The organism is Actinotalea sp. JY-7876, from assembly GCF_014042015.1.
GTDB lineage: Bacteria > Actinomycetota > Actinomycetes > Actinomycetales > Cellulomonadaceae > Actinotalea.
This window is the reverse complement of record NZ_CP059493.1, coordinates 379,442-392,659: the sequence shown is the minus strand read 5'-3', so window position 1 is coordinate 392,659 and position 13,218 is coordinate 379,442. Positions and strand designations below refer to the sequence as shown.

At 72.0% G+C, this 13,218-nt stretch carries 14 protein-coding genes; 10 read left to right on the top strand and 4 right to left on the bottom strand.

Annotated elements, in window-relative coordinates:
* The first annotated feature begins 27 nt into the window (after window positions 1-27).
* The 10 genes from H2O74_RS01930 to H2O74_RS01885 all read left to right on the top strand — a co-directional run bounded on the left by H2O74_RS01930 (window position 28) and on the right by H2O74_RS01885 (window position 10,919).
* Window positions 28-2,874, top strand: coding sequence for a phage tail tape measure protein (locus tag H2O74_RS01930; protein WP_182112885.1), 2,847 nt, complete (start codon window positions 28-30; stop codon window positions 2,872-2,874).
* Window positions 2,875-2,877: 3 nt separating this feature from the next.
* Window positions 2,878-3,684 (top strand): hypothetical protein, encoded by an 807-nt coding sequence (locus H2O74_RS01925; protein WP_182112884.1) that lies wholly within the window; start codon window positions 2,878-2,880, stop codon window positions 3,682-3,684.
* Window positions 3,681-4,751 (top strand): hypothetical protein, encoded by a 1,071-nt coding sequence (locus H2O74_RS01920; protein ID WP_182112883.1) that lies wholly within the window; start codon window positions 3,681-3,683, stop codon window positions 4,749-4,751. The genes H2O74_RS01925 and H2O74_RS01920 overlap by 4 nt, the downstream gene beginning before the upstream one ends.
* Entirely contained in the window at window positions 4,748-5,731 is a 984-nt protein-coding gene (locus H2O74_RS01915; RefSeq protein WP_182112882.1) for a hypothetical protein, read from the top strand. Before H2O74_RS01920 ends, H2O74_RS01915 begins: the two co-directional genes overlap by 4 nt.
* Before the next feature lie 148 nt (window positions 5,732-5,879).
* Window positions 5,880-6,539 (top strand): hypothetical protein, encoded by a 660-nt coding sequence (locus tag H2O74_RS01910; RefSeq protein WP_182112881.1) that lies wholly within the window; start codon window positions 5,880-5,882, stop codon window positions 6,537-6,539.
* A 4-nt stretch (window positions 6,540-6,543) separates the two neighbouring features.
* The gene (locus H2O74_RS01905) at window positions 6,544-7,449 is read left to right on the top strand and encodes a M23 family metallopeptidase (protein ID WP_182112880.1); all 906 of its coding nucleotides are present in this window, start codon (window positions 6,544-6,546) and stop codon (window positions 7,447-7,449) included.
* The gene (locus H2O74_RS01900) at window positions 7,422-7,886 is read left to right on the top strand and encodes a hypothetical protein (protein WP_182112879.1); all 465 of its coding nucleotides are present in this window, start codon (window positions 7,422-7,424) and stop codon (window positions 7,884-7,886) included. Before H2O74_RS01905 ends, H2O74_RS01900 begins: the two co-directional genes overlap by 28 nt.
* Entirely contained in the window at window positions 7,883-8,236 is a 354-nt protein-coding gene (locus H2O74_RS01895) for a hypothetical protein (RefSeq protein WP_182112878.1), read from the top strand. The genes H2O74_RS01900 and H2O74_RS01895 overlap by 4 nt, the downstream gene beginning before the upstream one ends.
* An 18-nt stretch (window positions 8,237-8,254) precedes the next feature.
* Complete coding sequence (locus tag H2O74_RS01890) at window positions 8,255-8,734, top strand: hypothetical protein (protein WP_182112877.1); 480 nt, start codon at window positions 8,255-8,257, stop codon at window positions 8,732-8,734.
* A 34-nt stretch (window positions 8,735-8,768) separates the two neighbouring features.
* Window positions 8,769-10,919: a hypothetical protein gene (locus H2O74_RS01885; RefSeq protein ID WP_182112876.1), complete on the top strand. Its 2,151-nt coding sequence runs from the start codon at window positions 8,769-8,771 to the stop codon at window positions 10,917-10,919.
* A gap of 39 nt (window positions 10,920-10,958) precedes the next feature.
* On the opposite strand, the gene H2O74_RS01880 is transcribed toward H2O74_RS01885, so the two are convergent.
* From H2O74_RS01880 to H2O74_RS01865, 4 genes are all read right to left on the bottom strand, one after another.
* Window positions 10,959-11,489 (bottom strand): hypothetical protein, encoded by a 531-nt coding sequence (locus tag H2O74_RS01880; RefSeq protein ID WP_182112875.1) that lies wholly within the window; start codon window positions 11,487-11,489, stop codon window positions 10,959-10,961.
* Between the two features lie 241 nt (window positions 11,490-11,730).
* Complete coding sequence (locus H2O74_RS01875; RefSeq protein ID WP_182112874.1) at window positions 11,731-12,090, bottom strand: hypothetical protein; 360 nt, start codon at window positions 12,088-12,090, stop codon at window positions 11,731-11,733.
* A gap of 34 nt (window positions 12,091-12,124) precedes the next feature.
* A complete protein-coding gene (locus tag H2O74_RS01870) occupies window positions 12,125-12,481 on the bottom strand; it encodes a hypothetical protein (protein ID WP_182112873.1) in 357 nt (118 codons plus the stop codon).
* Between the two features lie 369 nt (window positions 12,482-12,850).
* A complete protein-coding gene (locus H2O74_RS01865) occupies window positions 12,851-13,210 on the bottom strand; it encodes a hypothetical protein (RefSeq protein WP_182112872.1) in 360 nt (119 codons plus the stop codon).
* Between the last annotated feature and the right edge of the window lie 8 nt (window positions 13,211-13,218).

The following is a 13,218-nucleotide window of genomic DNA, read 5'->3' as shown; positions in this document are numbered from 1 at the left end:
TCCCCACGTCGTGAGCGGAGGTGAGCCGTGACCGACCGCTCCCGGGACGTGCGCGTCCGGATCCTCTCCGAGTTCTACGACGAGGGAACCAAGGCCGCGGAGCGGGCTACCCGCCGTCTGGCGAACCTGCAGATGTCGGCCGCGCAGGAGGACGTGGCCCGGGAGGCCCAGCGCGCTGCCGCGGTCATCGAGGCGAACCGTCGCCAGGCCGACGCGATGGCCGCGACCGGTCGCTCGATGGTCGGCGTCGCCGCGGCGATCGCGATCGGCCTCGGCCTGGCGACGAAGTCCGCGATCGACTGGGAGTCGGCGTGGGCCGGGGTCTCCAAGACGATCGACGGCAGCCCTGAGCAGATGGCCGCCCTCGAGCGCGAGCTGCGCGGCCTCGCCCTGGTCCTGCCAGCGACGCACGAGGAGATCGCTGGCGTCGCGGAAGCCGCTGGTCAGCTCGGCGTGAAGCGCGAGGACGTCGCCGCCTTCACCCGGACGATGATCGACATGGGTGAGACGACGAACCTCTCGTCGGAGGAGGCCGCGACCTCGATCGCCCAGCTCGCGAACATCATGGGCGAGGGCGCGGACAAGGCCGACGAGATGGGCTCGGCGATCGTCGCACTCGGCAACGACGGCGCCTCGACCGAGCGCGACATCGTCTCGATGGCGCTGCGCATCGCGGGCGCCGGCCGCACCGTCGGCATGAGCACCGACCAGGTCCTCGCGTACTCCTCCGCTCTCTCGTCCGTCGGCATCGAGGCGGAGGCTGGTGGTACCGCGATCTCCCGCGTCATGCTGCAGATCAAGAACGACATCGACTCCGGCTCAGACACCGTCGCGCGGTACGCGCAGATCGCCGGCGTCTCGGCCGAGGAGTTCGCCGCCAGCTGGGGCAAGGACGCCGCCGGCGCCCTCAACCAGTTCATCTCCGGTCTGGGCCGGATGCAGGACGAGGGCGGCAACACCACAGCCGCTCTCGACGAGCTCGGCTTCGCCGACGTCCGCGTCGCTGACACCCTGCGCCGCGCTGCGCTCGCCGGCGACCTGGTGACGGAGTCCCTCGAGACCTCGTCGGGAGCGTGGCGCGAGAACAGCGCACTGACCGAGGAGGCCCGGAAGCGGTACGAGACGACCGGGGCCCGCCTCGAGATCGCCCGCAACCAGATCAACGACGCGGCGATCGACATCGGCGGGATCTTCCTGCCCGCGGTCGCGAACGCGACAGAGGGCGTGGGTCAGCTCGCGGTCGGGTTCGGCGCGCTGCCTCCGACGGCGCAGGAGTGGGTCGCGAACCTGGGGGCGGCCGCGGCTGGCCTGACGGGCATCGTGGGCGGCGCGGCGATCGCGATCCCGAAGCTGCACGAGTTGCGCACCACGGTCGACGCGCTCCACGGCGGCTCGTCGTCGGCCGGCAAGGCGATCGGTGGGCTCACGAGCATCCTGACCGGTCCGTGGGGCCTGGCGATCGCGGGCGCCGTCACGGCCGGCGCCTTCTGGTTGCAGCAGCAGGGCGAGATCAAGCAGAACGTCGACGCGCTCTCGCGGTCCCTGGACAAGCAGACCGGTGCGATCACCGACAACACCCGCGCTCAGACCGTCCTGCGCCTGCAGGAACGCGGTGTGCTCGAGGCAGCGCAGCAGCTCGGGCTCGAGCTGGACCGGGTCACCGACGCGGCCCTGGGCAACGCAGGGGCGATGCGCTACGTCGCGGAGGCGGTCGAGGAGCAGCGCGCCGCCGAGCAGGCCGCCGCCACCGACTCGGCGCTGTTCACCGACGAGCTGGTGCGCCGCCAGAACGCCGCCGACCTCCTGTCGCGCCAGATGCCCGGGCAGCGGGCCGAACTCGAGGCGTCACGCGAGGAGTGGCAGCGCGAGGCTGAGGCGCTCGGCGAAGCGGCGGACGTGACCGACACGGCCACGTCGTCGACGGAGATGCTCAACGCCGAGCTGGGCGTCGGAGAGCAGGCCGCTGCGAACGCGGCTACGGCGATCGACGACCTCGCGGCCGCACTCGACGACCTCAACGGTCCCACCCTCGACGCGCGCGCCGCCGAGAGGGAGTGGCACGCGCAAATCCGCGAGGTGACCGCGGCGCTCGAGGAGAATGGCACCACCCTCGACGCGACGACGGAGAAGGGCGCGGCGAACCAGGCGGTGCTGGACGGCCTGGCGCGAGCGGGCATGGCGCGGGCCACGGCGCTGCTCGACGAGACGGGATCCGTCGAGCAGTTCAACGCCTCCCTCGAGGGCTCGCGTCAAGCGCTATTCGAGAACGCGAAGCAGTTCGGGCTCACCGATGAAGCGGCGTGGCAGTACGTCGACTCGGTGCTCGCGATCCCCGACACGTCGACCACCCGCGCGATCCTTGACACCACCGCGGCAGAGCGGCAGCTGGCGTGGTTCAAGTCGACCCTGGCGAACAACAACGTGGTCATCACCGCCGACCTGCGCGCCAACAACCCGTTCTACGCGAACCGCGCGAACGGCGGCATCGACTTCTTCGGCAACGGCGGCACCCGCTATGAGGACCACCGCGCGCAGATCCTGCCGGCTGGCACGATGCGCGTCTGGGCTGAGCCGGAGACCCAGGGCGAGGCGTACATCCCCCTCTCGCCCCACAAGCGCCCGCGCTCGACGGAGGTCCTCGGGGACGTCGCGAACCGCTTCGGCCTGGTCGTCACGCGCGCGGACCAGGTCGGAGCGCAGTCGTCGCACATGGTCGCTGCGGAGGTCGACTCGAGCGCCGTCGCCGCTGGCGTCGCGTCCGCGCTCGCGGGCATGCACCTCGAGCTGTCGATCCAGGGGACCGGCGTACGCGAGATCGCCCGAGTCGAGGCAGTGCGTGTCGGCAAGGTCTCGTCCGGACGACCGAGGAGGTAGGGCGTGCCCAGCATCGCGGTCGAGCTCGTCTCAGCGGGTGACCCGAGGCCCGTGCAGATCGTCCTCTCAGGCGTCCCATCGGGAGCCGGGTACAAGGTGGTCGGCGCCACCTCGGACGGCCGCACATGGCCCGTCCCTGGGGGCGAAGGGACCTCGACCGGCGACCAGGTCGTCCTCGTCGATAACCGCGCAGCGCTCAACACCCCGGTGACCTACTCGGCGCTCGTGTCGGGGCTGACCTACATGGTCCAGTTGCCCGAGCCGATCCACCACGTCGACGGTCACGTACTGCAGTCTCTCGACGGGCGCGCCGTCGTGGCCTTCAAGTGGGACGACGACGGCATGCCACGCGAGCTCAGCATGGCCAGCGTCGCGTTCCCGGTGCCCGGTCGCCGTCGGCCCCCGGGCCGCTTCGTGCCCGGCGGCGACGGCGGCGGGTCGATGACCATCAAGACCGCCCCCGCCCAGACCCGGGCACTGACAGAGATGCTCCTCACCGGCAGGCCCCTGGTACTCCGCACCGACGGGCAGGTTCGCGACCTCGACCCCGTCGAGATCATCCTCCCGCAGCGCGTCTCCAACGCCCTGTTCGAAGGCGACGTCGAGGGCGACGGCGTGTGGTCCTGGCGCACCTGGTCGATCGAGTACCTCCTCGTCGACGACCCGGAGCCCGGCACTGCGCTCGCGGCCTTCACCTGGGCGGACTTCGACACGGCAATGACGGGCCGGACGTGGGCGGACTTCGACGCGCTCTTCGCTGGCTCCACGTGGGACGACTTCGACACCTACGACTGGGGGCAGCTCGCGTGAGGACAGGGACGCCCGAAGAGCTGCTGACCGGGTGGGCAGGGTACTGGCCGGTCATCCAGTCGTGGCGTGGCGGCCACCTGCTCGCCGAGCAGGTCCCGGTCACCAGCGGGCGAGCGACGGCGTCCGTCACCCAGGAGGTGCCCGAGCGCCTCACCCTGCGCGTACCGCGCTGGGACGGCCGTGACTGGCTGCCTGGCAAGGACCACGAGCACCCCCTCGCCCGGTACGGGCAGGAGCTCGCGGTGTCCGTGATGCTGTGGTCCGCGGTCACCGGCGCGGAGTACCAGACGCGCATCGGCCGCTACCTGATCACCGAGTGGGACTACGACGACGGCGGCGAACTCGTCGTCGCCGCTGAGGGCCTACTGCGTCGCGTCGCAGATGATCGCCTGCCAGCCCCGTCGGCTCCACGTGCGGGTGCGACCCTCATCTCCGAGGCGCGCCGCCTGATGCCCCCGGGCATGGCGGCCGGCTTCGACCAACGCCTCGAGGACCGCAACTGCCCGACGTCGATGGAGTGGGCCGAGGACCGCCTCGGAGCCCTCTATGAGATCGCCGACGCATGGCCGGCGCGGCTGCGCACCGACGCATGGGGTCAGGCACAGTTTCGTCCGGCCCTGCCGGACGTCGCAACACCCGTCGCCACCCTGAAGGACGGTGAGCGCGGCACCGTCGTCGGTGTCGCACGCACTGACGGCCGCGGTGCGCCGAACCGCGTCGTGGCCCGATCGAGCGCGTCCGGCGTCGAGGTCCAGGCGATCGCGGAACAGACGACGGGCCCGATGGCCACCTCGGGTCCGTACGGCACCGTGACGGAGTTCTTCTCCTCACCGCTCCTGAGGAACCGCTCGGCCGCCCAGGCTGCGGCGAACACGCGGCTGCGCTCGCGGCTGCTGCCGACCCGCACGGTGCCGGTGACCTGTGTGCCGGATCCGCGCCTGGACCTCGACGACGCAGTCGAGGTGATCCGTGATGGTGTGCGGGACTGGGGGTTCGTCGTGGGCTACGACCTCCCGCTGACCGTGGCTGACGGGGCGATGCGACTGGACGTCGGGGTGCCGGCATGACCTCGGACCTCGACGCGATGCTGCTCGCCGGTCTACGCCCAGTGGGCCCGCCGGCCGCCGCCGACACCTCGCTCATCACGACCGGCACGGTGCTCGCGGTCAACGCCGACGCCGGCCTGGTTCAGGTTGCCGTCCGCAATGACCTCGGTGCAGCGGTGGAGGTCCCCGCCGTCGCCGCCCGTTACCGGCCGGGCGGGTCATGCCGCGTCGCGCACAACCCGTTCGCTGGCGGACGTTCGGAGCAAGTCCTCGGCGCCGTGGATCCGCTCGAGCCGAGCGTCCCGGGGACCCTGACGGCGATCGACACGGAGGCCCGACGGGCCACGGTGACGGTGTTGGGCGGCTCCTATGTGCTGCCCTACCTGCCTTCGACCTACACGGTCGGCACCTCCGTGTGGGTCGATCTCGACGGGTGGGGCCGCCCGTACCGGGTAGGCGCGCCATCGGACCTGGTCGCAGCTCCGGCTGGGGCCGTGCCGCCACCGTCTAGCAGCGGCAGGACGGTCCAGGCGACGGTGACGATCATGGCGCAGTGGTCCGGGTCCTACCGGTCCGGCTCAGGATGGGATCGGTGGAACGTCGGCCGCTACGGGGGGCGCTCGACGCTCTACCAGGGCTCTGGCTACGGGTCCGGTCCCATGAAGGGCCTGGCGGTCTACGGGGATCAGGTCGTCAATCTCGGCGCGACGTCGCTCGACCGGGTCCGCGTGATGCTCCTCGGCGTCGGCCTGTCGGGTGCGTCGGGGCCTGCGACGGTGCAGGGCTCCCCTCATGGCGCGCCGCCGAGTGGTGCGCCCGCCTCGTCCGGGTCCACCGCGACTGGGGACGGCGCCACGGACCTGCCCGGTGACGTCCGCGAGGACATGCGCACGGGTGCCGTGAAGGCCCTCGCACTCGTCGGCTCCCAGTACTGGGCCGTCGCAGGCGCGGGCAACGGCGCCGGCATGGCCCTCGAGGTCACCCACACCCGTCCCGCTTGAGGAGGCCACCGCGTGTGGACCGTCTGTGATGCCTGCGGCTCCGTCGTTGCCGACCAGGACCGCCACGAGCAGTGGCACAACCAGCACGACATCCCCGCCGAGCCGGCTACACCGGCCGACGTCTCACCCCCTGACGAGGAGCGCAAGCATGGCTGACGCCCGGAACCACCTCGTGCCGGCGTCCGGTGAGACGCCGCGTCGGCAAGCGATCGCGGACCTGTCGCTCTCGATCAACGACGTGATCATCGTCGCGAACACCACCGAGCGCGCACAGAAGGTCGCCGATCTTGGCGTCTCGCGCCCGCTCGTGTTCTTCCGGCTGGACGCGCCGTCAGGCCGCGAGCTCGAGTACACGCGTGACGCGGAGACGTTCCACACCGTCGGGGAGAAGCCGTCGCTGACGGTTCGCCAGGCCGCGCCGGCGGTGCGGCCCGCCAACCAGTGGTCGCAGGCACCGGTCAACGTCACGGGCGTAGCTCCGGCCATCGTCTCGGCGCTTGGGCCCCAGCCGTGGGAACACGAAAACGGCGTGATCACGATCCTCGAGGACGGGGAGTACGAGTTCTGGCTGACGCTCTCCATGTCGGCGTCGAACTTCACCGTCCAGCTGTACCGGCTGGCGGACTCCAAGGTGCTCGGGCAGTCGCCGTCGTCGAGCGGTGCCTCGTTCAGCAACCAGGCGTTCGCGAACCCCCGGTTCTACGAAGCCGGCGACCAGATCGTCGGCCGCGTCTATCCGGCGGCCCAGCAGACGCTCGTGCCGGACTCGAACACGGCGCCCTGCATCCTGACCGTCAAGAGGTGGTGACCCGATGACGTGGGTCCGCCCGGCAGCAGGTCGCATCACGTCCCCCTACGGGCCGCGCAAGCTCGCTGGCTCGGTGTCCAACCACCACGACGGTCTGGATCTCGGCTCCAAGCGCGGCCCGGTCCACGCGGCGCGCGACGGCGTCGTGCGCTCGATCTGGCAGACGAGCAAGGGCGCGTGGGTCCTCGACATCCGGCACCCCGACGAGGGTGGCCGGCAGGTCCGGACCCGCTACATCCACATGTACCGCGACGAGATCGCCGTGGCCGTCGGGAAGCGCGTGACCGCTGGCCAGCAGGTGGGCCGGTCGGGCGCGTCCGGCACGAGCGCCGCACACCTGCACTTCGAGGTCCTCGTCGACGGTCGCCCGGTGGACCCGGCCCCGTTCCTCGCCGCGCGAGGCGTCTACCTCGACGGCGCGCCCGTTGCGGACTCGCGGCCGAGCCCAGCGCCCATCCCCACGACACCGACCGGTGTCCTACCCGTACCGATCACGGAGGACGACGACATGTTCAGCGACACCGACCGCAAGCTGCTCGAGCAGGTCCGCGCTGGCGTGGACCACCTCAAGGCCCGCGGGTACGCGTACAAGCTCGACGGCGGGCGCGCGTTCTTCGCCGGCGTCGGGACGTCCGCGCGCATCTGGCTCGACGGCGCCGCCCACGCGGCGATGGGGTCCCCGCGCGTGATCCCGCTGCCCCCCGACGACCCGTTCTGGGCGCGCACCGTCATCTACACCCCCGGCGAGCTGTACCGCCGTCAGGGCGACCGCACGGGCGCCTGCTACGTCCTGGCCAGTGGCGGCATCCGGCACGTCTCCGCAGCCGAGTACGCGGCGATGGGCAGGCCGGGCCTGGTGGACCTGCCCGGTACGCACCCGCTGTGGGCGCGACCGGTCGTCGGCGGCTGAGCGTGCCCGACCGCAACTGGCCGCCGCGCCTGCGCCTCGCGGCCCAGCTCATCCGATGCGCGATGTACGCCTTCGCGACGCTCGCAGGCAGCGCCGTCCTGCACACACCACCCCCTACCGGCGGGGACGTCCACCCCGGCTGGGCCGTGGCCTTCGGTGCCGCTGGGATCGTCGCTGGGACCGTGGCGTTCGTCGGCGCCGCAGCACACCGCTGGCAGGTGGAGTGGGTCGCTGTCTGCTTCGTCGGCGCCGCGTTCAACGGCTACTCGCTCCTCGAACTCGTGGCGGGCGACCCGGCCATGTCAGCTGCGCTCGCCGTGGCGGGCTTCGGCGCATGGTCCCGCGGCATCGACCTGACCGTCTTCTCCCTGACCGCCAGCCACGCCCGCAAGGCGCGCGTGCGGTCGTGGAGACGGGCGGCAGGACTGGACCGGTGACTCTCCTCGACCTGCTCCTCGCGGCAGCGGCGCTCATCGGCTCCCTCAGCGGCATCGCGGCGCTCGTCAAGGCCGTGCACGACCGCCGCGCTGGCGTCTCCGCCGACGAACGCCAGGCACGACGGGACCAGGTCGAGGACCGACGCGACACGCTCGGAGAGCGGGACGCGTTCATCGACCGCCTCAGCGCGCGCCTCGAGCGCGTCGAGAGCCGCCTCGCGGCCGCCGAGGACGGGAACCTCGCGAAGGCGCTGGTGATCCGCGCCCAGGGCGACCACATCGACGCGCTCGAACACCACATCTGGCAGCAACTGCCACCGCCCCCGCCGCCGCGACCCGACGGCATCTGACCCGAACGGAGCACCCACATGACCCTCCAGCTCGAGACCCCGACCCCGCGCACGGAGCTGTCCGACCGCGCCGTGTCCTACCTGCGCACCTTCGTCCCCGCGTGGTGGGGCGCCCTGGTCACCCTCGCGCTCGCCTGGATCAGCCCGCACCTGCCCGACACCGTCTCGACCGCGCTCGCGGACCTGCTCGGGTCGGAGGCCGCGCTCGCGCTCATCACCGCTGCGGCGATCGCGCTCTGGTACTGGGCCTGGCGCCGCCTCGAGGCGCACCTCCCGGACTGGCTGGTCCGCATCGTGCTGGGATCTGCTCGGACGCCGGGCTACGCGCTCGCCGAGGTGTCCTACGTCGACGACGACGGCACCGACGTCGCGGTCATCACCGACCTGACCGACCGCGACCGCATCGTGCTCGCGCAGCTGCACGACTTCCTGGATCTGACGGACCCCAGCCGCGAGGCGCTCGACAAGGTCCTCGCCCGCTCGACCTCGACGCTCTGACCCCCTCCTCTCTGCGCACGCGATCGGAGCCCTCATGCCGAACCCCTCCCGCCGCTGGGACGACGTCCCCGTCTACGGCGTCTTCCACCGCGCGCCCGACGGCACGCCCGAGCTCGGCGCCGTCGACCTGGTCATCGCCTCCCGGATCCAGCGCACGGACGGCCGGATCATCTACCCGGGCGGCGCGCAGGTCACGGTCCAGATCGGCGACGCGAACCAGCAGGACGCCGCGGTGCGCGACGCGGTGCGTGCGGCGTGGCGGGCGGCCGACGCCGCAGCCGACGGACCCGCCTTCGACGGGGCGGCGTGGGACGCATGGTGGAACGCCGCGATCCTGCCGGCCGCGATCTTCACGAAGTTCCCGGCGCTCGACGACCCGGACATCGTGTGGGACGAGGACAACCGGGTGCTGGTCTCCGAGCGGCTGCGCTCTGCGGCCGGCCGCGAGTACGCGATCCAGCCGCTCCTGGCGCACCGGAGCCTGCCGATCCCGGGCGTGAACCTCGGGACGATCGAGGTCCCGCCGGGCGCGCCCACGCTCCCCGCTCCCGTGTACGCGAAGGGCATCGCGGGCGGTGTCGCGTCGCTCGACAAGGCCGGCAAGGTCCCGGGCGACCAGCTGCCGGACCTGGTCACGCCTGAGAGCGCTGGTGACCTCGTGGCGGAGTTCCTGGCCGACGGCGCCTCACCCGCACGGCAGGCGCTGGACCCGGTGCTGACCGCCACCTTCGCGCGGGTCGTCACCCTCGGCACCGACGCTGCGCGGAACACCGCGCTGATCCAGGCCGCGCTCGACGTGGGCGGGCAGATCTACCTCCGCCGCCCGGGGCACGGTTCCTTCCTGGTCCGCACCCTGCTCATGAAGTCGGGCGCACACCTGGACCTCGGCGGGCTCACCATGCGCCTCGCGCCCGGGACCAACGCCGACCTGATCACGGTGCCGAACTACGCCGCGCTCACCGGCACCAGCTCCAACGCGGGCGAGCACGACTGGTCGATCCGCAACGGGACCCTCGACGGCAACGGCGCGCAGCAGACCGGTGAGTCGCTGCCGATGCGGGTCTACGCCTACGCCTACACCGTCGACCAGCTCGTCATCCTCAACGGCCGCTCGGGGGGTGTGCGCTCGGAGTGGGGCATGTGGGGCCTGCACATGGAGGCCTCCTGGTCCAACTTCCGCATCGAGGACCCGCTCAGCGGTGTCGCGCTCGACTGGGCCGGCCCGCACGACTCGATCTTCCAGGACGGCATCGTGAGCGTGGCCGGCACCCCGGCTGGCGACCTCATCGGCATCCAGACCAGGGAGAACGCCGCGGGCGAGCTGTTCAGCAACGTCCACGTCTGGGGCAAGTTCGCCTTCGGCTGGCGTTTCGAGCTGCCCGTGCACGTCGTCAACGGGATGGCGGACGGCTGCAAGGTCGGCGTCCTGGCCCTCGGCAATGACTCGACGTGGGAGGGCACGATCTTCGGCACGACCGGGGGCACGGGTGCGCCTGGTGAGATCGGCCTGCAGCTCGGGGACGCGACGCACGCCGTGACGCGCGGGAAGTACGACGTGAAGAGCCACAACTGGGGGCCGGGCGACACCCCGGTGGTGTTCTCCAACGACAACGTCAACATGATCCGCGTCACCGGCTACCTCCAGGGCGCCAGCGACTTCTACACCGGCACCCCGCACCCGCGGTCCCACGTCGTGCTGCACGTCGTGGACAACCAGGCCAAGGGCTACAACCAGTTCTCGTCCCCGACCCGGGTGCGGCAGAACCTCTCCGTGCAGACGACCGGCGCCAACGCCCTGGTCGTCGGGCAGGCGGGTGCGGCCAACCCGGCCTTCCAGGTCAACACCTCGCCCGAGGCGCAGGCCACGGGCATCGCCGTCGTCGGACGCGCGGAGGGCGATGGGGCGTCGCTCATGGTCCTGTCGCCTCGGGCTGACGAGCGGATGCGGATCGAGGCCAAGGGCAGCGGGGCGGTCGAGATCAACCGGGGGGGCACCGGCGACGTCCGCATCGGCAACGCCGCGCTCAACTTCGTCGACTTCCAGCGCCCGATGGTGCCCCCCGGCGGGCTGGGCGCCGCGACCCTCGCCAACGCTGGCGGATCGGGCCCCACGGGCACCGCGCAGACCGGCTGGCTGGCGGTCAAGGTCGGCGGCACCGTGCGCTTCATCCCCGTGTGGACGTGATCGGCATGGACCGATCGGGGCGCTGGCTCGCCTGGCTCCTCACCGCTGCGCTGGTGCACTCGATCCTGGCTGCCGGCCTGGAGGGTCCACGTCAAGCGGTCCTAGCTCTGTTGGCCCTGGGCTTCCTGGCTGCGGCTCTTCGGGTGGCGCGGCGACCGGATCCAGGCCCGCTTGGCGGCGCGCCTCCTCAACGATGCGCACCACGTCCTCTTCCGTGAGCTCCTGGCCCTGCGAGAAGTAGGGCTGTAGGAACGTGAGGGCCGCAATCAGCATGCCAATCAGGGCGATCACGTCGGATCGTTGCCAACTGCGGTCCTGGGCCTCGCGCTCAACGATCTCGGCGACCTTCGGGTTCGCTCGCCGGAGCTCCTTGATGGCACCCCGCGTGTCGCCGGCCTGCGCGACCTTCTTCGCCCTTTGCGCTGCGCGCCGCAACTGGGTGGCCTGAGCAGGCGTCATCGGAGCAAGGAAGAAGTGGGCCAGCTCTTCGGCGACAGTCATGGTGCCGTCCAGCATGGGAATGCGACGCCCACAGTGCGGGCACCGCGCGGTGCCGCCCTGGAAGCTCACCGTCGCACCCCCGGCGATCACGATCCCCTGTACAGGGACCACCCCATGCTCTGGGCACAGGGCCGGAGGATTGTGCACGCGGGGAAGCGTATGGCGTCGCGCCGGCCCGCGACAGGCCCTCCCGCAATTACGCCGCCCCCCCTCTCGCCCCTCACCGGGCGGGAGGGGGGCATTCCTCGTTGTGGACAGCCCGCGACCCCACCGAGGCGCGACGCTCGACCCGTGAACCTGTGGCGGCTCGTCAGCCGCGGGCCTTCCCCAGCGCCTTGCGCACCGTGTCCCGCGCGACGCCGAGCCGCTCGCTCAGCGCCGACTCGGACGACGTGGGGGCGGCGGCGATGATCGCTCCCGTCAGGGCAGCGCGCGCCTCCTGCTCGGCGCGACGGGCCGCCCGCCACCGGTCGGCGATCGCCTCGGGCTCGTCGTCGCCGAGGATCACCTGCGCGGCCGCGTTGAGGGCGGCCTCGCGCACCTCGCCGTCGTCCTCGCCGGGGAAGCGTGCGTTGACGGCCTCGGCCGCGCGGGTCAGGGCCTCACGCTGCTCGGGGGTGGTGTCGTCGGCTGCCGGGCCGAGCCAGGCGATCGCGTCGAAGGGGCTCATGGTCGTGGTCCTCTCGGGCAGGGGGGGTCGGTGGTCAGTGGCGGGTGGAGCCGCAGCCCTCGCACTCGCCGTGGATGACGGCCTCGCCGCACGAGGAGCAGGAGGCGGGGGCGCGGGAGCCGCGGCGGGCGTTGGAGACCGGGCGGGCGGGGCGGCGGACGGCGGTCGTGGTCGTCGTGGTGGCCGTCGCGGCGACGGGGGTGCGGGCCGCGAGGATCGCGTCGCAGGTGTCGACGTAGGCGTACAGGGTCTTGGCGCGGTAGGTGTAGCCCTGGGCGTAGAGGCGGGCGGCCTCGGTGCGGTTGTGCTCGCGGGTCTTGCTGACGAGCTCGTCGCTGGCGGTGAGGAGACGCGCGTGGTGCTCGGCCGGGATGCCGTGGTTGGTGCTCATCGTCCGTCTCCTCTGGGCTGGTGTCCCTTGCCGATGTCCCTACTGTAGAGGGATACACAGCCCTTGTCTACCCCTACACAAAACTCGCCCGATCGGACCCTGTGGACACCACGCCGGCGACCACCCTGCCCGCGACGATGGACCCCATGGAGCACCTGTGGCGGCTCGTCTGGACGCGCTTCGGCGAGCCCGGGTGCGTGGAGGAGTGGCGGTGCGAGCTGTGCGGGGAGATTCGGGCCGTAGTCCCCTTGAGAGAGGTCGCCCGGCGGCAGTGGCGCCGGGAGCCCTCCGGTTTGCGCAGACCCGCCGACGACACGCCGGGGCCCGCATAGGTCGCAGCGAGTCGGGAGGCCCCGGGCTACGCCGGTGTCAGCGGTCGGGCGTGGGTCGTGCGGCCGCGCGCTCGGCCTTCGCCTGCTCGTGGCGCACGACGGCGCTCGCCGCGCTCTCCCGTACCTCCCGGTCGTGCGCCTCTACTGCCCGGTCCGCGAGGTAGTCGATGTTCGTGGCGAGCTGGTACACGCCCATCACCATGACGACGAGCCCGACGAGCCCTCCCACGCCGGCGACCGCGAGCAACCAGGTCCCGACCGGCTCGCCGCCGTAGGGCGTCAGCGCGGACGTGATCTGCAGCTGGGAGTAGACGTTCGCCAGGACGCCCGCCACGACCAGCAGCACGAGCCCGAGCGTGAGGTTGCCCGCCGCCGGCGCGACCTTCGACCTGTCCATGACGCAGG